This is a genomic window from Streptomyces sp. IMTB 2501 (genome assembly GCF_001953885.1).
In the GTDB taxonomy this organism is placed as follows: Bacteria; Actinomycetota; Actinomycetes; order Streptomycetales; family Streptomycetaceae; genus Streptomyces.
This window is the reverse complement of the sequence record NZ_MQUS01000002.1, coordinates 48,715-65,309: the sequence shown is the minus strand read 5'-3', so window position 1 is coordinate 65,309 and position 16,595 is coordinate 48,715. Positions and strand designations below refer to the sequence as shown.

17 protein-coding genes and 1 tRNA gene are annotated in these 16,595 nt (G+C 72.4%); 7 read left to right on the top strand and 11 right to left on the bottom strand.

Annotated features, from left to right (window positions below; all coding sequences use genetic code 11):
* Nucleotides 1–53 precede the first annotated feature (53 nt).
* The 5 genes from AV521_RS04485 to AV521_RS04460 all read right to left on the bottom strand — a co-directional run bounded on the left by AV521_RS04485 (nucleotide 54) and on the right by AV521_RS04460 (nucleotide 3,959).
* Complete coding sequence (locus AV521_RS04485) at nucleotides 54–656, bottom strand: ATP/GTP-binding protein (RefSeq protein WP_076083757.1); 603 nt, start codon at nucleotides 654–656, stop codon at nucleotides 54–56.
* The gene (locus tag AV521_RS04480) at nucleotides 631–1,005 is read right to left on the bottom strand and encodes a DUF742 domain-containing protein (RefSeq protein WP_076083754.1); all 375 of its coding nucleotides are present in this window, start codon (nucleotides 1,003–1,005) and stop codon (nucleotides 631–633) included. The genes AV521_RS04485 and AV521_RS04480 overlap by 26 nt, the downstream gene beginning before the upstream one ends.
* Nucleotides 1,002–1,403: a roadblock/LC7 domain-containing protein gene (locus AV521_RS04475; RefSeq protein WP_076083751.1), complete on the bottom strand. Its 402-nt coding sequence runs from the start codon at nucleotides 1,401–1,403 to the stop codon at nucleotides 1,002–1,004. Before AV521_RS04475 ends, AV521_RS04480 begins: the two co-directional genes overlap by 4 nt.
* Entirely contained in the window at nucleotides 1,400–2,602 is a 1,203-nt protein-coding gene (locus AV521_RS04470; RefSeq protein ID WP_179022840.1) for an ATP-binding protein, read from the bottom strand. The genes AV521_RS04475 and AV521_RS04470 overlap by 4 nt, the downstream gene beginning before the upstream one ends.
* Nucleotides 2,603–2,834: 232 nt before the next feature.
* Nucleotides 2,835–3,959, bottom strand: a complete 1,125-nt coding sequence (locus AV521_RS04460; RefSeq protein WP_076083748.1) for a PLP-dependent cysteine synthase family protein — start codon at nucleotides 3,957–3,959, stop codon at nucleotides 2,835–2,837.
* A gap of 453 nt (nucleotides 3,960–4,412) precedes the next feature.
* Between AV521_RS04460 and AV521_RS04455 the strand changes: the two genes are divergently transcribed.
* Together AV521_RS04455 and AV521_RS04450 are read left to right on the top strand one after the other, a co-directional pair.
* Entirely contained in the window at nucleotides 4,413–4,736 is a 324-nt protein-coding gene (locus tag AV521_RS04455; RefSeq protein ID WP_076083745.1) for a hypothetical protein, read from the top strand.
* A gap of 252 nt (nucleotides 4,737–4,988) precedes the next feature.
* Nucleotides 4,989–5,663, top strand: a complete 675-nt coding sequence (locus tag AV521_RS04450; protein ID WP_179022837.1) for an ATP-binding protein — start codon at nucleotides 4,989–4,991, stop codon at nucleotides 5,661–5,663.
* A gap of 299 nt (nucleotides 5,664–5,962) precedes the next feature.
* Here AV521_RS04450 and AV521_RS04445 read toward each other — a convergent pair whose 3' ends face one another.
* The 3 genes from AV521_RS04445 to AV521_RS04435 are packed head-to-tail and all read right to left on the bottom strand — an operon-like array spanning nucleotide 5,963 to nucleotide 9,557.
* A complete protein-coding gene (locus tag AV521_RS04445) occupies nucleotides 5,963–8,524 on the bottom strand; it encodes an ABC transporter permease (protein ID WP_076083739.1) in 2,562 nt (853 codons plus the stop codon).
* Entirely contained in the window at nucleotides 8,521–9,270 is a 750-nt protein-coding gene (locus AV521_RS04440) for an ABC transporter ATP-binding protein (RefSeq protein ID WP_076083736.1), read from the bottom strand. Before AV521_RS04440 ends, AV521_RS04445 begins: the two co-directional genes overlap by 4 nt.
* On the bottom strand, nucleotides 9,267–9,557 hold the full coding sequence (locus AV521_RS04435) for an SHOCT domain-containing protein (RefSeq protein ID WP_076083733.1): 291 nt from the start codon (nucleotides 9,555–9,557) through the stop codon (nucleotides 9,267–9,269). Before AV521_RS04435 ends, AV521_RS04440 begins: the two co-directional genes overlap by 4 nt.
* A gap of 228 nt (nucleotides 9,558–9,785) precedes the next feature.
* On the opposite strand from AV521_RS04435, the gene AV521_RS04430 reads away from it, so the two are divergent.
* The 4 genes from AV521_RS04430 to AV521_RS49080 all read left to right on the top strand — a co-directional run bounded on the left by AV521_RS04430 (nucleotide 9,786) and on the right by AV521_RS49080 (nucleotide 12,100).
* Nucleotides 9,786–10,349, top strand: coding sequence for a TetR/AcrR family transcriptional regulator (locus AV521_RS04430; RefSeq protein WP_256725432.1), 564 nt, complete (start codon nucleotides 9,786–9,788; stop codon nucleotides 10,347–10,349).
* Between the two features lie 22 nt (nucleotides 10,350–10,371).
* Nucleotides 10,372–10,956, top strand: coding sequence for a DUF4865 family protein (locus AV521_RS04425; RefSeq protein WP_076083727.1), 585 nt, complete (start codon nucleotides 10,372–10,374; stop codon nucleotides 10,954–10,956).
* Entirely contained in the window at nucleotides 10,953–11,861 is a 909-nt protein-coding gene (locus AV521_RS04420; RefSeq protein WP_076084671.1) for a phosphotriesterase, read from the top strand. Before AV521_RS04425 ends, AV521_RS04420 begins: the two co-directional genes overlap by 4 nt.
* 141 nt (nucleotides 11,862–12,002) lie before the next feature.
* Nucleotides 12,003–12,100: transfer RNA gene (locus AV521_RS49080), tRNA-Arg, on the top strand.
* A gap of 130 nt (nucleotides 12,101–12,230) precedes the next feature.
* Here AV521_RS49080 and AV521_RS04415 read toward each other — a convergent pair.
* On the bottom strand, nucleotides 12,231–13,700 hold the full coding sequence (locus AV521_RS04415) for a ketol-acid reductoisomerase (protein WP_076083724.1): 1,470 nt from the start codon (nucleotides 13,698–13,700) through the stop codon (nucleotides 12,231–12,233).
* Between the two features lie 88 nt (nucleotides 13,701–13,788).
* Here AV521_RS04415 and ilvY point away from each other — a divergent pair, with 88 nt between their 5' ends.
* Entirely contained in the window at nucleotides 13,789–14,649 is an 861-nt protein-coding gene (gene ilvY / locus AV521_RS04410; protein WP_076083721.1) for an HTH-type transcriptional activator IlvY, read from the top strand.
* Here ilvY and AV521_RS04405 read toward each other — a convergent pair.
* On the bottom strand, nucleotides 14,634–15,359 hold the full coding sequence (locus AV521_RS04405) for an NUDIX hydrolase (protein WP_076083718.1): 726 nt from the start codon (nucleotides 15,357–15,359) through the stop codon (nucleotides 14,634–14,636). The genes ilvY and AV521_RS04405 overlap by 16 nt on opposite strands.
* Nucleotides 15,356–16,591, bottom strand: coding sequence for an ROK family protein (locus AV521_RS04400; RefSeq protein WP_076083715.1), 1,236 nt, complete (start codon nucleotides 16,589–16,591; stop codon nucleotides 15,356–15,358). Before AV521_RS04400 ends, AV521_RS04405 begins: the two co-directional genes overlap by 4 nt.
* Nucleotides 16,592–16,595: the final 4 nt, after the last annotated feature.

The following is a 16,595-nucleotide window of genomic DNA, read 5'->3' as shown; positions in this document are numbered from 1 at the left end:
CATGGGGTTCCTTCTGCTGGCTCCGGGCCGATGGTCCGGCGGGGATGGGGGTGTCAGGCGGCTCGGGTGAGCAGGTGACGCACGAGCTCTATCAGCGCGTGGGCGGAGGACTGCCGGTCGCGGGCGTCGCAGTAGACGACGGGGGTGTCCGGGAGCAGGTCGAGCGCCTCGCGCACCTCCGCCTCCTCGTACACCCTGCCCTGCGCGAAGCTGTTGACCGCGATGGCGTACTCAAGGCCGTACCCCTCTACGAGGTCGATGACCGGGAAGGTCTCCTCCAGCCGGGCGGGGTCGACCAGGAGGAGCGCGCCCAGCGCGCCGCGGGCCATGTCCTCCCACAGCTGCATGAAGCGCTGCTGTCCGGGGGTGCCGAACAGGTACAGCACGAGTTCGTCGCTGAGGGTCAGCCGGCCGAAGTCCAGGGCCACGGTGGTGGTGGTCTTGTCCGTCACGCCCCTGAGGTCGTCCACATGGAGGGACGCCTGTGTCATCTTCTCCTCGGTCCGCAGCGGGGTGATCTCCGACAGCGAGCCGATGAGGGTCGTCTTGCCCACCGCGAAGTGCCCGACGACGAGGATCTTGGCGGCGTTGGTCACCGCGCTGGAGACGTAGATGGATCCAGGGGCCGTCTCAGCCGATGAGGGATTGGAGTCCATTCAGAACCTTCTCGAGGGTCGCTCTGTCAACGTTCTGAGCCCGGGGTGGCTCGGCGCGGCGCAGGAGGTGGCCCTGCTCGAATAAATCGGTCAGCAGCAGCCGGGCCACCCCCACCGGCAGTCCCACGTGGCCGGCCACCTCGGCGACCGACAGGTAGCCGCCCGCGATCAGCTTCCAGATCGCCATCACCTCGGGGCCGGCTCCCAGCGGAGGGGTCCGCTCGGGAGCCAGGGTGACGAGGGTGTGCAGCGCCAGGTCATCCGAGGCGGGCAGGCTCCGACCGCCGGTGATGACGTAGGAGCGGACGAATTCGCTGGTGACGGATGCTTCCTCGCCGGGCCTCGTCATGCTCCGGCACCGCTGTCCGAACGCGGCGCCACGCTCATCGCCTTGCTCAGGCCCGCCACCGTCTTCTGCATCCGGAACGACATGGCCTCCATGTCCACGTCCAGCGCGGCCGAGACGGCGAGATATGAGCCCTGACCTGCGGCGATCAGAAAAATCCAGCCGTCGTCGTACTCCAGCAGCGTCTGCTTCCAGATCCCGTGTCCCGCTCCCACGAACCCCGCGACGGCACGGCTCAGCGACTGCATCGAACTCATCGCGGCGGCGTTCGTCTCGGCGTCGTCCCGCGCGATGTCGTCGGAGCGCTGCAGCAGCAGGCCGTCGCCCGAGACGAGGACCGCGTGCCGGGCTCCACGCACCTCCAGCACGTCGTTCAGCACCCAGGACAGGTCGATCTTCACTTGTTGTCAGATCCTTCCGTGGTGTTCGTGGTGCGCCCGAGCTGTGTACCGCGCGCGAACGCCCCGAGCCGCGACGCCGTGACCTCGCTGTCCGGCTCGGCCGTTCGCTCCTGGCCGGCGGTGTCGAGGGCCGGGACCACCGTGACCGGGCCACTGCGCCTGCGCCGTTTGGGCAGACCTCCCTGGGTCGTTCCCACCACGTGCGAGGGGCCCACGGCCGGAACCGACGCCAGCCTCTGGGGTACCTCCTCCGGGCCTGCGGGGATCTGGGCGTCGGCCGGAGGGGAAGGAACGTCGGCCGCGAGAAGGTTTTCGGGCACACGAATCACTGCACGCACTCCGCCGTAGGGGGACACGGAGCCGACGGAGACGGCGAAGCCGTAGCGGGCGGCGAGCATGCCGCACACGGCGAAGCCGAACCGCGGCGGATCGCCGAGACCGGTGATGTCGACGGGACCGTCGACGGTGAGCAGCGCCGCCGCCCGGTCCTTGGTCTCCTGGTCCATGCCCAGACCGGCATCGTCCACGATGAAGCACACACCGGTCGGTACGGCCTGGATGTTGACCTCGACGGGCGTTCCGGGCGCACTGTAGTTCGTCGCGTTGTCCAGCACCTCCGCCAGCACGACGGCAACCGGCTCGACCGCCTTGCCGACGAGCGAGACGTTGACCTGCGAGTGGACGCTGACCCGGTTGAAGTCCTTGATCCGGCCCTGGGCGCTGCGCGCGACGTCGTAGACCGTGGCGGCGCCGTCACGCCGGCCCAGCCAGCCGCCGCACAGCACGGAGATGCCCTTGGCGCGGCGGCCGAACTGGCTGCCGGTGTGGTCGACCGACATCAGGTCGGCCAGGACCTCCGTGGTGTCGCCGTACTTCCTCAGGAGGCTGTCCAGGAGGACCTGCTGCTCCTCGGCGAGCGACTGCAGCGTTCCCATCGCGGACTTCAGCACCGCCTTGGTCGCCGCCTCGGCGTCCGCCCGTACGTCCGCGAGGTCGCGCTGTTGCTGTGCGGTCAGCGCGGCGATGTGTGTGTGGAGCTGACCGACATCGCCGCGGGCCTCGCTCAGTCCTGTCTCCAGATCCTTCCTCGTTCTTCGGAGCGCCATATTGGTTCTCCGGGCCCGCATCACTGCGACGACCGCAGCGATGAGCACCACCAGCAAGATCCACAGCAGTGGATCCTGGGTCAATGACGTCATGAGACTCTCTTCAAGTCGCATCGCGCCAGGAGCAATTGAGCGCGATGGTGGCTTTGCGACTGTCCCCCAGGCGCGCAACGTGACACGCCGTCAGCCCACTGAAAAGTGGGATGATCTTATCAGTCACTCAGACACAACCAGCTTGCTCACAAGCCGGATTGAGACGTCACCAAACCCACACAGTCCTGTCACCCTCCCGTCGGGCGACGGCCGCCGAAGAGGCGGGGCCGGGTCAGTGCGGCCACACACCCGTCGCCAGGAGCGTGTCGATCGCCGTCGCGTACGGCGTGATGTCCAGGCCCTGTTCCGCGAGCCAGGCGTCGGAGTAGTACTTGTCGAGATAGCGGTCGCCCGGGTCACACAGCAGGGTGACGACGCTGCCCCGGCGGTTCTCGGCCACCATCTCGGAGACGATCTTCAGCGCGCTCCACAGTCCGGTGCCCGTGGAGCCGCCCGCCTTGCGGCCGATGGCCCCCTCCAGGGCGCGTACGGCGGCGACACTCGCCGCGTCCGGGACCTTCATCATCCGGTCGATCGCGCCGGGCACGAAGCTCGGCTCCATGCGCGGCCGGCCGATGCCCTCGATCCGGGAGCCGCAGTCACACGTGACGTCCGGATCGCCGGTGGTCCAGCCCTCGAAGAAACAGGAGTTGTCCGGATCGGCGACGCAGATACGGGTGTCGTACTGCATGTAGTGGACATAGCGCGCGAGGGTCGCGGAGGTGCCGCCGGTGCCCGCCGTGGCGACGATCCACGCCGGCTCCGGGAAGCGCTCCAACTCCAGCTGCCGGAAGATGGATTCGGCGATGTTGTTGTTGCCGCGCCAGTCCGTGGCCCGCTCGGCGTAGGTGAACTGGTCCATGTAGTGGCCGCCGGTCTCCACCGCGAGGCGGGCCGACTCCTCGTACATCTTCCGGGAGTCGTCCACGAAGTGGCACTGGCCGCCGTGGAACTCGATGAGTCGGCACTTCTCGGCACTCGTCGTGCGCGGCATGACCGCGATGAAGGGCACGCCGATCAGCTTGGCGAAGTAGGCCTCGGAGACGGCGGTGGAGCCGCTGGACGCCTCGATCACCGGGCGGCCGGGCCGGATCCAGCCATTGCAGAGACCGTAGAGGAAGAGGGAGCGGGCGAGGCGGTGCTTGAGGCTGCCGGTGGGGTGCGTCGACTCGTCCTTGAGGTAGAGGTCGATGCCCCAGTGCTCGGGCAGCGGGAAGCGCAGCAGGTGCGTGTCCGCCGACCGGTTGGCGTCGGCCTGCACCTTTCGGACGGCTTCTTTCAGCCAGTCACGATAGGCGGCGTCACTGCGGTCGACGTCGAGGGTGGCGCCGGGTCTGCTCTGGTGGGTGGTGCTCACGACGGTGCTCCTTACGCTGGGCGCCGACGACGCCTCACGCGCCCGGCATCTCGAGCATAGGCATCTTTGACACCGCTTCCCACCTGCATAAACGCATCTTTGGTCCCCCCAAAGCCACCCTGTGGCACAGCCCTGCGGGGACGTTGGGGGCGCATTTGGCGGGAGTACTCCGGGCGACTGCGGTACGCACTCCACGTGCACTGGTGCTTCCGGCCGCATCGGGGCAGACTGCACGCGACGGAGCGGTCGTTCCGAGGGCCTGTCCGACGATTCCCGTCGTCCGACCATAGGGCGGGCCCCGTGGCGTCCGGCGCGTGCGATCGCAGCGTGGGCGATTCGGCGACGCTGCGAGCGTGCGTGCCGGACACCGCGGGGCAGACGGGAATCGTCGGACAGGCCCTACGGGGGCGCACACTGGATCGCGGGAGCACACGGGCAAGGGGGCGGCGAGGGATGGCGGAGCCGGAGTTCACAGCCTCGGGCGTGCGGATCGGCAAGCGGATGCGTTCGCTCACCCGCGCGGGGCAGGTCCGGATCAACGACGGCAGGGTGGAGTTGCTCACCAGCTACGGCAGCGAGATCGACAGTGCCCCGGTGCAGGCGGTGCGCGCGTCCAAGCCGTGGTTCGGGCCGGACGACAAGGCGTTGGCCGACATCAACGGCAAGCGGTACCAGCTGACGCTGGGCGAGCAGGACCCCGCTCCGGGCGAGCCGGGTCCGCCCGCGGCGCGGCGTTTCATCGAGGCGGTGCGCCGGGCCGCCAACCGCGGCGGCTGACCGGCCTACGGCAGCCGGCCGGGATCACCCCGGTGGCGTACTCCTGACAGCGGACCGTCGCGGCGAGTTGCGGGAGCGCATCCCCTGGGTCACGCTGGTCACACGTCACTCTGGGTTTACCGGCGATAACGCTGCGAACCAGCCCGCCGGCCATGGCAGCAGGCGGCTGTCTGGACGCAAGCACCCTGCTGGATCCGTTGTTCTCCGTGTTCTTCCGGTCCCTTCGGACCTCTACATCGGGGAGTCGCAGCCGTGATCAGTCACCCAAGCAGGCACTGCACGGTGGAGCTCCAAGCCCTGCCGTCGCGGATCGGCCAGGTCCGCAGAATCGTATCTGCGCAGTTGCGTTACTGGCATATGGACCCGTTGATAGACCGGGCCGCGCTCGGTGTGACGGAGCTGCTGAGCAATGTGCACCGGCACGCCAGGCCCGACAAGTCGTGCACGGTCGAGCTGGAGCTGGCGCCGGACCGGCTCACGGTCTCGGTGCGCGATCACGATCCGCGACTGCCGGTGCTGGCCGACGCCGCGCACCTCCTGGCGGCCGCACCCCTCGCCACCTGCGGGCGGGGGCTCGCGATGGTGGCGGCGGTGAGCGAGAGCTGGGGTGCCCGGCCGGACGGCGAGAACGGCAAGGTCGTGTGGTTCACGCTGTCTGCGCCGACGGTGGCACGGCCGCATCCGGCTCACACCCCGCGCCGTACGACGGAGCCACGGCCGGAGCCGGTCCCGGTACGGTCCACGGTGCCCGTGGCGGCATCGGCGCCGGTGTCGGCCGCGGCTTCGCTACCTGTCGCTCCTGTGCCCGCCGGGACTCCGGTACGCGCCGGGACCCCCGTCGGTGCCGCGGCACCGGTTGCAAGCGTGGCGCATGCTCCCGCCGTGTCCGGGGTACAGGCTCCCGCCCGGTCGGCCGTTCCTGGCTGACCGGGCGGTGACCTCGGCCAGGCGCGGCGGGGGGTTTCGCTCACCAGCGACGGCGGGACCACACAGCCGACGGCACCGCAGTTCCCCAAGGAGCGCGGGGAACTGCGCCACCAGCCACAACGGACCCGCACCGGCACACGGCCCCGCACAGCCCAGCCACTCCGCACGGCAACGGCGCCTCGAAACCGACGGCAGCACAGTTCCCCAGGGGCGCGGGGAACTGCGCGACCCGCCACAACCGGCCCGCACTCGCGCGGCGGTCGAACACGGCCCGGCGAGTGCGCGCTCTCGGCGGGGTGTCACTCCGTTGCGATGGCCCGGAGGACGTCCAGTCGGGACGCTCGGCGGGAGGGGCGCAGGCCCGCCAGGGCGCCGGCGGTGAGGCCGACGAGGGCGACCACCGCGAGCCGGGCGGGTGGGAGCGCGAAGGCGAACGCGGTGTCGCTCGCGCCGTCGGACGCCTTCACCAGCACCCAGCCCAGGAAGGCGCCGAGCCCGAGCCCGCCCACCGTGCCGAACGCGGCGACCAGGACCGACTCCCAGCGGACCATGGCCCTCAGCTGGGCGCGGGTCTGGCCGACGGCGCGCAGCAGGCCCAGTTCCCGGGTGCGTTCGTGCAGCGCGAGGGTCAGGGTGTTGGCGATGCCGAGCAGGGCGATGACCACCGCGAGGGCGAGCAGCGCGTAGACGAGAGTGAGCATCATGTCGATGCCGCCGGCCGACGACTGCGCGTACTCGTCGCGGGTCTGCACCTCGGGGTTGCCGTACCGCGCCGCGACCTTCCGCACCGCCGCCTTGCCCGCGTCGGCGCTCACCCCGTGCTTGAAGGTGACGGCGATCAATGAGTCGGCGTCCTGGGTGCGGTGCGGGGCCCAGGCGGCGCGGGTGACGACGTAGTCGCCCGCGAGTTGCGACTGGCCGTACACGGCCCGGACGGTGAAGTTCTCGCTCCTGCCGTCCGTGAAGGTCAGGCGCGCGGTGTCGCCGGTACGCAGATGCTGTCGGTCGGCCTCCGTCCGGGTGACGGCGATGCCGTCCGCGCCGAGGTCCCGCAGTGAGCCGGTGACCGTACCGAGGTCGAAGGTGTGGGCGAGTGCCACTGGATCGGTGACGGTCAACGCCCGTCCCCTGCCGTTCACTTCGGCGACCCCGCGGCCCAGCCCCACAGCCGTGTCCACCTCGGGCAGCCGCTGCAGGGCGGGGGCGAGCCGGGGGCTGAGTCCACTGCCGCCCGCGCCGAAGGACGGGCTGCTGACGGCGACGTCACCGGCGAAGGACCGGGACACCGTCTGGTCCATCGTGGCCTTGAGCGAGGCGCCGAAGACGGTGAACAGCGAGACCACGGCCACGCCGATCATCAGCGCGCTCGCGGTGGCCGCCGTCCGCTTCGGACTGCGCAGGGCGTTGCGCCGGGCCAGCCCGCCTGTCACACCGCGCAGCCGGTCCAAGGGGGCGCCCAGCAGTCGTACGGCTGTCGTCGCGGCGACCGGGCCGAGGACGACGAAGGCCGCCAGGGCGAGCAGCGCGCCGAGTCCCGCCAGCCAGACCGACGGGGTGACGAACACACCGGCGAGGGTCGCGGCGAGCGCGAGGGCGCCCAGGACGCTTCCGGCGATGGCACGCGCGCGGGACGCGCCCGAGGTGTCGACAGCTGTCTCCCGCAGGGCCGCGAGCGGCGCGGTACGTCCGGCACGCCGGGCCGGCGACAGCGCGGAGCCGAGGCAGACCACGATGCCCACCGCGAGCGGCAGCACCATCGAAAGGGTCTTGATCACCAAGTCGCCGTCGGGGAACGGGAATCCGATCGCCGGGAACAGCGCCTGCAGGCCGGCGGCGATGCCGATGCCGCCCGCGAGTCCGGCGAGGGACGCGGTGAGCGCGACGAGACAGGCCTCGGCGAGCGCGGCGGCGGTCACCTGGCGGCGGGCCGCGCCGAGGGCCCGCAACAGGGCGTTCTCGCGGGTGCGTTGGGCGACCACGATGGCGAACGTGTTGTGGATGGAGAAGGTGGCGACGAGCAGGGCCACACCGGAGAACACGAGCAGGAAGGTCGTGAAGATGGTCAGGAACTGACCGGAGACCATGTCGGTGTTCTCCTGCGCCGCCCGCTGACCGGTGATGGCCTCGACTCCCGCGGGCAGCACGGGAGTCAGCCGCCGCACCAGCTCCCGCTGGCTCACTCCGGGTCCGGCCCGCACGTCGATCGCCGCGGCCTGACCGGGTCGCGCGGTGAGGTACTTCTCGGCGTCGGCCCTGGTCATGCCGGTGAACGTCACCTGGGCCATGCCGTCCTGGCCGCCGAAGGTGGCGAGGCCGACGAGGGTGACCCGTACCGGGTCCGGAGTACGCAGCGTGGTGGTGTCACCGATCTTCAGGCCGCCCTTCTTCGCGGCACCCCGGTTCACCACGACCTCACCCGGCTTCGCGGGCGCGCGGCCCTCGGCCAGCCGGTACGGGTTCAGGTGGGTGTCCGTGATCCAGTTGCCGGCGAGCGTCGGCGGTCCCTGACCGCCCACCGGTTTGCCGTCGGAACCGACGAGCTGGCCGGCGCCCTGGATGTTCGGTGCGGCGGCCGCCACGCCGGGTACCCGTTCGATGGTCCTGGCCAGCGAGGTGTCCACCGGCCGTCGTACGCCCTGGGCCTCACCGGGTGCGGTGATGGCGTCGGCGCCGCGTACGACGGCGTCCGTGCCGCTGGTGGCCTCGCCGAACATGCCGCCGAAGCTCGCGCGCAGCGTGTCACCCATGACGAGGGTGCCGGTCAGGAAGGCGACGCCGAGGAACACGGCGAGGAAGGTGCCGGCGAACCGGCGCCGGTGCGCGCGCAGGGAGGTGAGGCTGAGCCGGAGCGAGGCGTTCATGTCCGCACCTCGAAGGCCTTCAGGCGGTCCAGGACCCGGTCCGCGGTCGGCGCCTCCATCCGGTCGACCAGCCGTCCGTCGGCGAGGAACAGCACCTCGTCGGCGTGTGCGGCGGCCACCGGGTCGTGCGTGACCATGACGACCGTACGGTCCATCTCCCGCACGGCGGAGCCGAGGAGGCCGAGGACCTCCGCGCCGGAGCGGGAGTCCAGGTTTCCGGTCGGCTCGTCGGCGAAGACCACCTCGGGCCGCCCGGCGAACGCCCGTGCCACGGCGACGCGTTGCTGCTGTCCGCCGGAGAGCTCCGAGGGCCGGTGGTGCAGCCGGTCGCGCAGCCCGACGACGTCGATGAGGGCGTCGATCCACTCCCGGTCGCCGCGCCGGCCGGCCAGGTCCAGGGGGAGCGTGATGTTCTCCGCGACGGTCAGCGTCGGAACCAGGTTGAACGCCTGGAAGACGAAGCCGACCCGGTCGCGGCGCAGCTGGGTCAGCCGCCGGTCGTCCAGCGCGCCGAGTTCGGTGTCGCCGATGTAGGCGGCGCCGGAGGTGAGCGTGTCGAGGCCGGCCGCGCAGTGCATGAGGGTGGACTTGCCGGAGCCGGAGGGGCCCATGATCGCTGTGAAGCGTCCGGCGGGAAAGGAGACGTCGACGCCGTCCAGGGCGTGTACGGCGGTGTCGCCACCGCCGTACACCTTCACCGCGTCGACCACGCGGGCGGCGGCCCGCAGTGCGGTCGTCGTGGTCATGCCGCGCCTCCCTTGCCGGCGCGGCCGAACTGCTCGTCCAGGACGGACAGTCGGCGCCAGTACTCGTCCTCGTCGATCTCGCCGGAGGCGAAGCGGCGGCCGAGCACGGCGAGCGGCGAGTCGCCCGCGGGGCGCCCGCCGTCCATGGGCCGCCAGGGGCCGCCGCGGCCGCGCCGGCCGGTGCGGCGCAGCACGGTGACGGCGCCGATCACGACGGCCGCCCAGATCAGCGGGAAGAACAGGATCCACGGGCCGGGCCCGCCGTTCCAACTCGCCAGGGTCTGCATCTCGGGTCATCTCCCTTGTCTTTTTTCGTCTGTCTTTTTTCGTCGCCTTCGGGGATGCCACGAGACTCCCTCCGGCAGGGGGTCCGGGTCGTCGTGCGGCCGGCGGCAGTGCGGGTACCTCCCGGGGAGTACGGCGTGGGCGGCGCACTGCTCCGTACGGACTCGCGGAGTGCGGACTGGCGGGGTTCGGACTGGCGGAGTGTAACTACTAGTATGTACAGTGAGTGCATGAGCACCTCGGAACGACTGATCGAGTCCACCCGTGAGCTGTTGTGGGAGCGCGGTTACGTGGGCACTAGCCCGAAGGCGATCCTGGAACGCGCGGGCGCGGGCCAGGGCAGCATGTACCACCACTTCAAGGGCAAGCCGGACCTGGCCCTGGCGGCGATCCGGCGCACCGCCGAGGAGTTGCGCGCCACCGCCGAGCGGGCGCTGGGTGGTCCGGGCACGCCGTACGAGCGGATCGAGGCGTATCTGCTGCGCGAGCGTGATGTGCTGCGCGGCTGCCCGGTGGGCCGGCTGACCATGGATCCGGACGTGATCACCAGCGACGAGCTGCGCGCGCCGGTGGACGAGACGATCGCGTGGATCCGGGAGCGGATCGCCGGGATCGTCGAAGAGGGCAAGCGACAGGGGCAGTTCGCGGCCTCGCTGGACGGCGGGGAGATCGCCGCGACCGTCCTCGCGACCGTGCAGGGCGGCTATGTCCTGGCCCGCGCCTCCGGCTCCCCGGCCGCCTTCGACGCCGGCGTCCGCGGTCTGCTCGCCCTGCTCGCGCCCCGGACCGCCTGAGACCCGAGAAGGGAAGTACAACATGCACGCCATGCAGTACGAGTTCACCCTGCCCGCGGACTACGACATGGGCGTCATCCGCTCCCGTGTCGCCCGCGTCGGGCATCTGCTGGACGACTGGGACGGCCTCGGCATCAAGGCGTACCTGCTGCGCGAGCGCGGGGAGCACGGCTCGCCGGCGAACCAGTACGGGCCGTTCTACCTCTGGAACACCGTGGAGGGCATGAACACCTTCCTGTGGGGAGGCGCCTTCCAGAGGCCCGTGGACGACTTCGGGCGTCCGGCGATACGGCAGTGGAGCGGCCTGGCGTTCGAGGAGGGCGCCGCCACCGGGTCCACGCCCGCGTACACCGTGCGGCGGCGCCGATCGGTGCCGGAGGGAGTGGAGTTGGCCACCGTCATGGCGGACGCGGTGGCCGAGACGGGGCGGCTGGCGGCCGAGGACGGTGCGGTGCTGGCGGCGGCCGCCGTGGACACGCGCGCCTGGGAGCTGGTCCACTTCTCGCTCTGGGAGCACGACACGCCGAAGGCCGACGGGGACGTCTACCAGGTGCTGCACCTGTCCGCACCCGGCCGGGACCGGCTCCCGCGCGGGCGGCAGTGGTGAGCCGCGTCCGCACGGTCCTCGGCGACATCCGGCCGGCGGAGCTAGGGGTGTGCGACGCGCACGACCATCTCTTCCTGCGCAGCCGCCAGTTGCCGGGCCAGGAGCTGGACGACGTACCGGCGGCGCGGGACGAGCTGGCCGCGTTCCGGGCGGCGGGCGGAGCGGCCGTCGTGCAGTGGACGCCGTACGGCATGGGACGGCGGGCGGCGGACCTGCCGGAGCTGTCCCGGACCACCGGAGTGCGGCTGGTCTGCGCCACCGGGCTGCACCAAGCCGCCCACTACGAACCGGAGTTGCTCGGTTCGCTGCGCGGCCGGCTGGCCGAGGTGTTCGTGTCCGAGCTGACCGACGGCATCGGTGCGACGGGGGTGCGCGCCGGCCTGATCAAGGTGGCGGGCGGTTTTCACGCGCTCGACGGGCACGCCCGCTGGACCATGACGGCGGCGGCCGAGGCGCACCATGCCACCGGGGCGCCGGTCGCCGTGCACCTGGAGCTGGGCACCGGCGCGCTGGACGTACTCGACCTGCTGTGCGGTGAGTTGGGCGTGCCCGTTGACCGGGTGATCCTGGGCCATCTGAACCGTTTCCCCGACCCGGTCGTACAGCGGGAGGCCGCCGCGTCCGGCTGCTGGCTGGCCTTCGACGGGCCCTCCCGCGCCCAGCACGCCACCGACTGGCGGATGCCGGAAGCGGTGCGGGCCCTGGCGGAGGCGGGGTTCGGCGACCGGCTGCTGCTCGGCGGGGACACCGTGGTCGCCGGGGCCCGGTCGGTGGACGGCGGGCCGGGGATGCCGTACCTGCTGCGCCGGGTGCGGCCCAGGCTGGAAGAGGCGCTGGGCGCGGAGCTGGTGGACCGGGTCCTCAGGGAGCATCCGGGGCGGGCGTTCGCGGCCGACTGGGCGTGAGCGGGCCGTGGCGAGGTCGGTGGCGGCGCAGTATGCGATGGCCCCCCACGGCCGCCGTAAGCCGCGTGTCAGGCCCGTGTCAGTGCGGAGTGGCACCGTATTCCATGTGAACGGCGGCGCGGGAGCGGCGGCCGGGAGCGAGGAGAGGTGCCCGGAGCGGTTGATCGGGGACCAGCGAGTTCGACTCAAGGTCGGGCCCCCAGGGGCCCACGCAGGTTCGAATCCTGCCCTCTCCGCCACCACGCTGTATCGGCGGGCTCGGCCGGGCCGGAAGCCGTACCCGATGAGCGGGCGTACATGGGCTTTCGGCCGGTGCGGCGCGAGGGCGTGCCGGGCGTCGCGACGGGGCGAACGTCGCCTGTTGGGGCACTAGCCCACCGAGATGTCCACCGACGGGCGGAGCTTCACCGCCGCGGCCAGGGCCTCGTGCGCGGGGTGTTCGGTGAACGCCGTCAACAGGGCGGAGGCTGCGGGGAGTTCGGCGGCCGGGTAGGCGATCTGCTCGTATGCGGCCTGGAAGCGCGGGCCCCAGCGGCGGGCGCCGAGGCGGGCCGTGCGGGAGCAGTTGTCGACCATGTGGGCCACATCGCGGGCGTGCATGTACGGCAGCAGGGAGTCGACGGCCTCGATGACCGACTCGTTGACGATCTCGGACCAGGGGTGCCCGCGCTCGGCGAACTCGTCGATCTGGGCGGTCATGGTGGCGACGAAGACGCCCGCGGTGAACGGCTCGACGGGCAGCGGGCGTGCGGCGCGGCGGGCCCGCACCCGCTCGCCCGCCGCCCACATCGGGGAGCCGCCGATCCGGCTCATCGGCCGGGCGCCGAGCCGCTGTTCGGCGAGGATCACGCTGCGCAGCTCGGTGCCGTCGGCGACCTCGTCGTAGATCTCGGCGACGAGTTCGCGGGCCGCGCCGTACGTCGCCGCGTACGCCCGGTCGAAGACCTCCCGCCCCGCCGGGTCGAGGTCGTCGCGCACGGCGCGCAGACCGGACCGCGAGATGGTGCGGGCGATCGGTCCGGTGATGTTCTCGCACGAGCGCTCGTAGGCGGTCACCGCGTCGTCCCCGGCGAGCCGGTACCGGCCGTACAGGCTCTCCACGATGCCGTGCACGGCCCCGAGCAGGATGGCGCGCTCGCCGACGATGTCGGAGCGGTACTCGCTCTCCAGCGTGGTGCGGAAGGTGTACGGCGAGCCGAGCGCGACGGACCAGCCGAGGGCGAGGTCGGTACCCCGGCCGTCGGGGTCGGCGTGCACGGCGAAACTGCTGTTGATCCCGGCGCCGTTGACCTCCGCCCCCTGCTCGTAGAGGCGGCGTACGGAGTCGCCCATGCCCTTGGGGCAGACGGCGATGACGCCGTGGCCGGCCGGGAAGTCGCCGCCGGTCGCGCGCAGATGGCCGAGGAGGAAGCCGTGCGAGAGGCCGATGACGGCGCCGGGCCGGAGCGCGGCGAAGATCTCCTGGTGGTGGGTGGCCAGCGCGGCGTCCGCGAGGAGCAGGAGGACCAGGTCGCTGCCGGCGGCGACGGCGAGCCAGTCGCCGAGGGTCCCGTCCGCTTCGGTGAAGCCGTGGGCGCGGGCGTCGGCGGCGGAGGCCGAGCCGGGACGCAGGCCGACGGCGACCGTGATGCCGCTGCCGGCGAGGGAGTCGCGCAGATTGCGGGCCTGGGCGCGGCCCTGGGGGCCCCAGCCGAGCACGCCGATCCGGCGGACGCCGGCGAAGGCCTTCGGCAGCAGCGCGAAGAGGTGCCGGCCACCGCGCAGGATGGTCTCCGTGCCGCCGGGCACGTCCATGGCTTCGAGGGGGAAGACGCGGGAGGTGTACGTGGTCGAGGTCATGGTCGAGTTGTAGGCTGCGGACGGATGTTGCGGCAAGCGCAAGATGCGCAGCGGAGCGTTGCGCTAGCTGAAAGATAGAGGTCAGCGGGTGCGGGACGACCATCGGGAACTACGGCTTTTCCTCCATCTCGCGCAGTCGCTGAACTTCGGCCGGACGAGCATGGACTGCCATGTCAGCCCGGCGACGCTCACCCGGACCGTGCAGCGGCTGGAGGCGGAGCTGGGGCACCGGCTGTTCGACCGGGGACCGCGCGGGGTGTCCCTGACGGCCGAGGGCCATCGGTTCCGCCATTACGCCGTCGAGGCACTGGAGTTGTGGCGCGCATACCGCGAGGAGCACCCGGATCCCGCCGAACTCACCGGCCAGCTGGCGGTGTTCGCCACGGTGACCGCGTGCCAGGCGCTGCTGCCGGACCTGCTGGCGCCGTTCCGTGCCGCACATCCCCAGGTGCGCCTGGATCTGCGCACCGGCGACGCGGCGGCCGCGCTGGCCCGGCTGGACGAGGGCGAGGTGGACGTGGCCGTGGCGGGTGTTCCGGCGCGGTTGCCGGATCCCCTGGTGAGCCGGACGGTCGCGGTCACCGATCTGGTGCTGGTGACCGCCCGCGACCGACCGGACCCGGGCCTCTCGGGCCCGTTCGTGCTGCCGCACCGGGGGCTGGTGCGCGACGCGGCGGACCGCTGGTTCCGCACCCGTGGCCGGCTGCCGGACGTGGCCTGCGAACCGGACGGACACGAGGGTCTGTTGACGCTGGTCGCCCTCGGCTGCGGCACGGGGCTGGTGCCCCGGCTGGTGCTGGAGAGCAGCGCGGTCCGCGACCGGCTGGCCGTCCTCCCTGCGGATCCGGCGCCGGAGCGGTTCCCGATCGGGTTGTGCGTCCGCAGAGCGGATCTGCGGCGCCCCTTGGTGGCGGCGCTGTGGAGCCTGACGGCTCAGGTTCCGGTGTAACGGCGTACCAGCAGCGGCAGAAGGCCGGCGTGCGGCCCTTCGAGCCGCTCCAGATCGGCGGGTGAGCCGATCAGCTCGACGCGGGTGAACTCGGGTTGGCTGCCGACGGCGGTCTCCGCCCGCACCAGCTGCGCGTATCGGTCGTACAACTCCCGCGCGGGGAGCGGCGGAGCGGTGAACATGACGCCGACGTTGCCGTGCCCGCCCCGGGCGGTGAGCCATGGGGTGAGGGCGTCGGCCTGGGTGTCGGAGCCGATCTCCTCGGCGAGTTCGCGTGCCGCGTGTGCCCGCAGCGCCCCGAGGTCCAACTCCGCGCCGTCCTCAGGCGGTTCGACGGTCCCCCCGGGCAGCTGCCAGCGACCCGGTGCCGCGGTGGAGGGCGCCATCCGGCCCACCAGCAGACGGCCGTCGTCGGCCGGCTGCAGCACGGACACGTACAAGGAGCCGTACACGGGAGCGTCGGGCACCTGGCGCAGGGCCCGGTGCCGGTAGGTGGTCCGGGCCCAGGAGAGCACCAGGCCGTCGGCTCCGTCCCGTGCCAGTCCGGTCACCGCGGCCACCGGTCCGTCGAACAGGGCCGGGTTGGCGTGTACCGCCTCCTCCCACACGCGGTCCATCGCGGCGCGGTGCCGCCCCGAGAGCTCCGGGAGCACCGTCTCGACCAGGCGGATGCGCCCGGCGGGCAGGATCTCCACGGCCGGAGCGGTCACCGCAGAGCCGCCAGCGGATCGTCCAGGACCGGCTGCCAGGCCAGTTCGGCCGCTCCGACGAGGCTGTTGTGGTCGAGGGTGCAGGGCAGGATCGGTACTCCGCCGCTCTGACCCCACAGGCTGCGGTCGGCGACGACGGCGCGCAGCCGGTCGGGGTCGGCGTCCAGAAGGGTGCGGTGCAGGCCGCCGAGGATGATGCGGTCGGGGTTGAGGATGTTGACCAGGCCGGCCAGGCCCAGGCCCAGGCGGTCGATGAGAGCCTCGGCGGCCCGGCGGACGGCCGGGTCGGCGTACTGGGTGCGCAGCAGGTCGTTGGCCTGCTGGAGCAGGGACACCTCGGGACCCGGCTCGCGGCCGGCCTCGACCAGCAGGGCCAGCGGGTCGGCCTCGACGTCCAGACACCCCCGGCTGCCGCAGTAGCAGGGCCGGCCCTCCGGGTTCACGGTGAGATGGCCGACCTCCAGGGCGAGGCCCGAACTGCCGGTGTGCAGGCGGCCGTCCAGCACCAGGGCGCCGCCGACGCCCCGGTGTCCGGTGGCCACGCACAGCAGGTCCCGGGCGCCGCGGCCGGCGCCGTGCCGGTGCTCGGCGAGCGCGGCGAGGTTGACGTCGTTGCCCGCGAAGGCCGGTCCCGTGATGCCGGCCGCGCGCACGCACTCGGCGAAGATCTGCCGGACGGGGGCACCGACGGGCCAGGCCAGGTGCAGCGGGTTGAGGGCCAGGCCGTCGGGTTCGGCCACGGCGGACGGTACGGCGAGTCCGGCGCCGACGCAGCGGCGGCCGGTCGTGCGCAGCAGTTCCGCGCCCGCCTCGACGACCGAGCCGAGCACCTTCGCCGGGTCGGCGTCGACGGTCTCGCAGCCGGGCGAGGTCGCCACGATCCGCCCGCCGAGGCCGACCAGGGCCGCCCGGAAACCGTCGGCGTGGACCTGCGCGGCGAGCGCCACCGGGCCGTTCTCGGCGACCTCCAGGCGGTGCGAGGGCCGGCCCTGGGAGCCGGCCGCGGCGGCCGGCCGGGCGTCCACCCGGATCAGCCCGAGCGCCTCCAGCTCGGCGGCCACCGCGCCCGCGGTCGCCCGGGTGACGCCGAGTTCCGCGGTGAGTACGGCGCGGGTCGGCGCCCGCCCGGTGTGCACCAGCTCCAGTGCGGGTCCGAGGGCGCCGCGCCCTCGGTCCAGCCGCGCTCTGGTGGTCCTCTCCCCCGCTGTCCGGGGCTCCGCCTTGCCGCTCATGAGG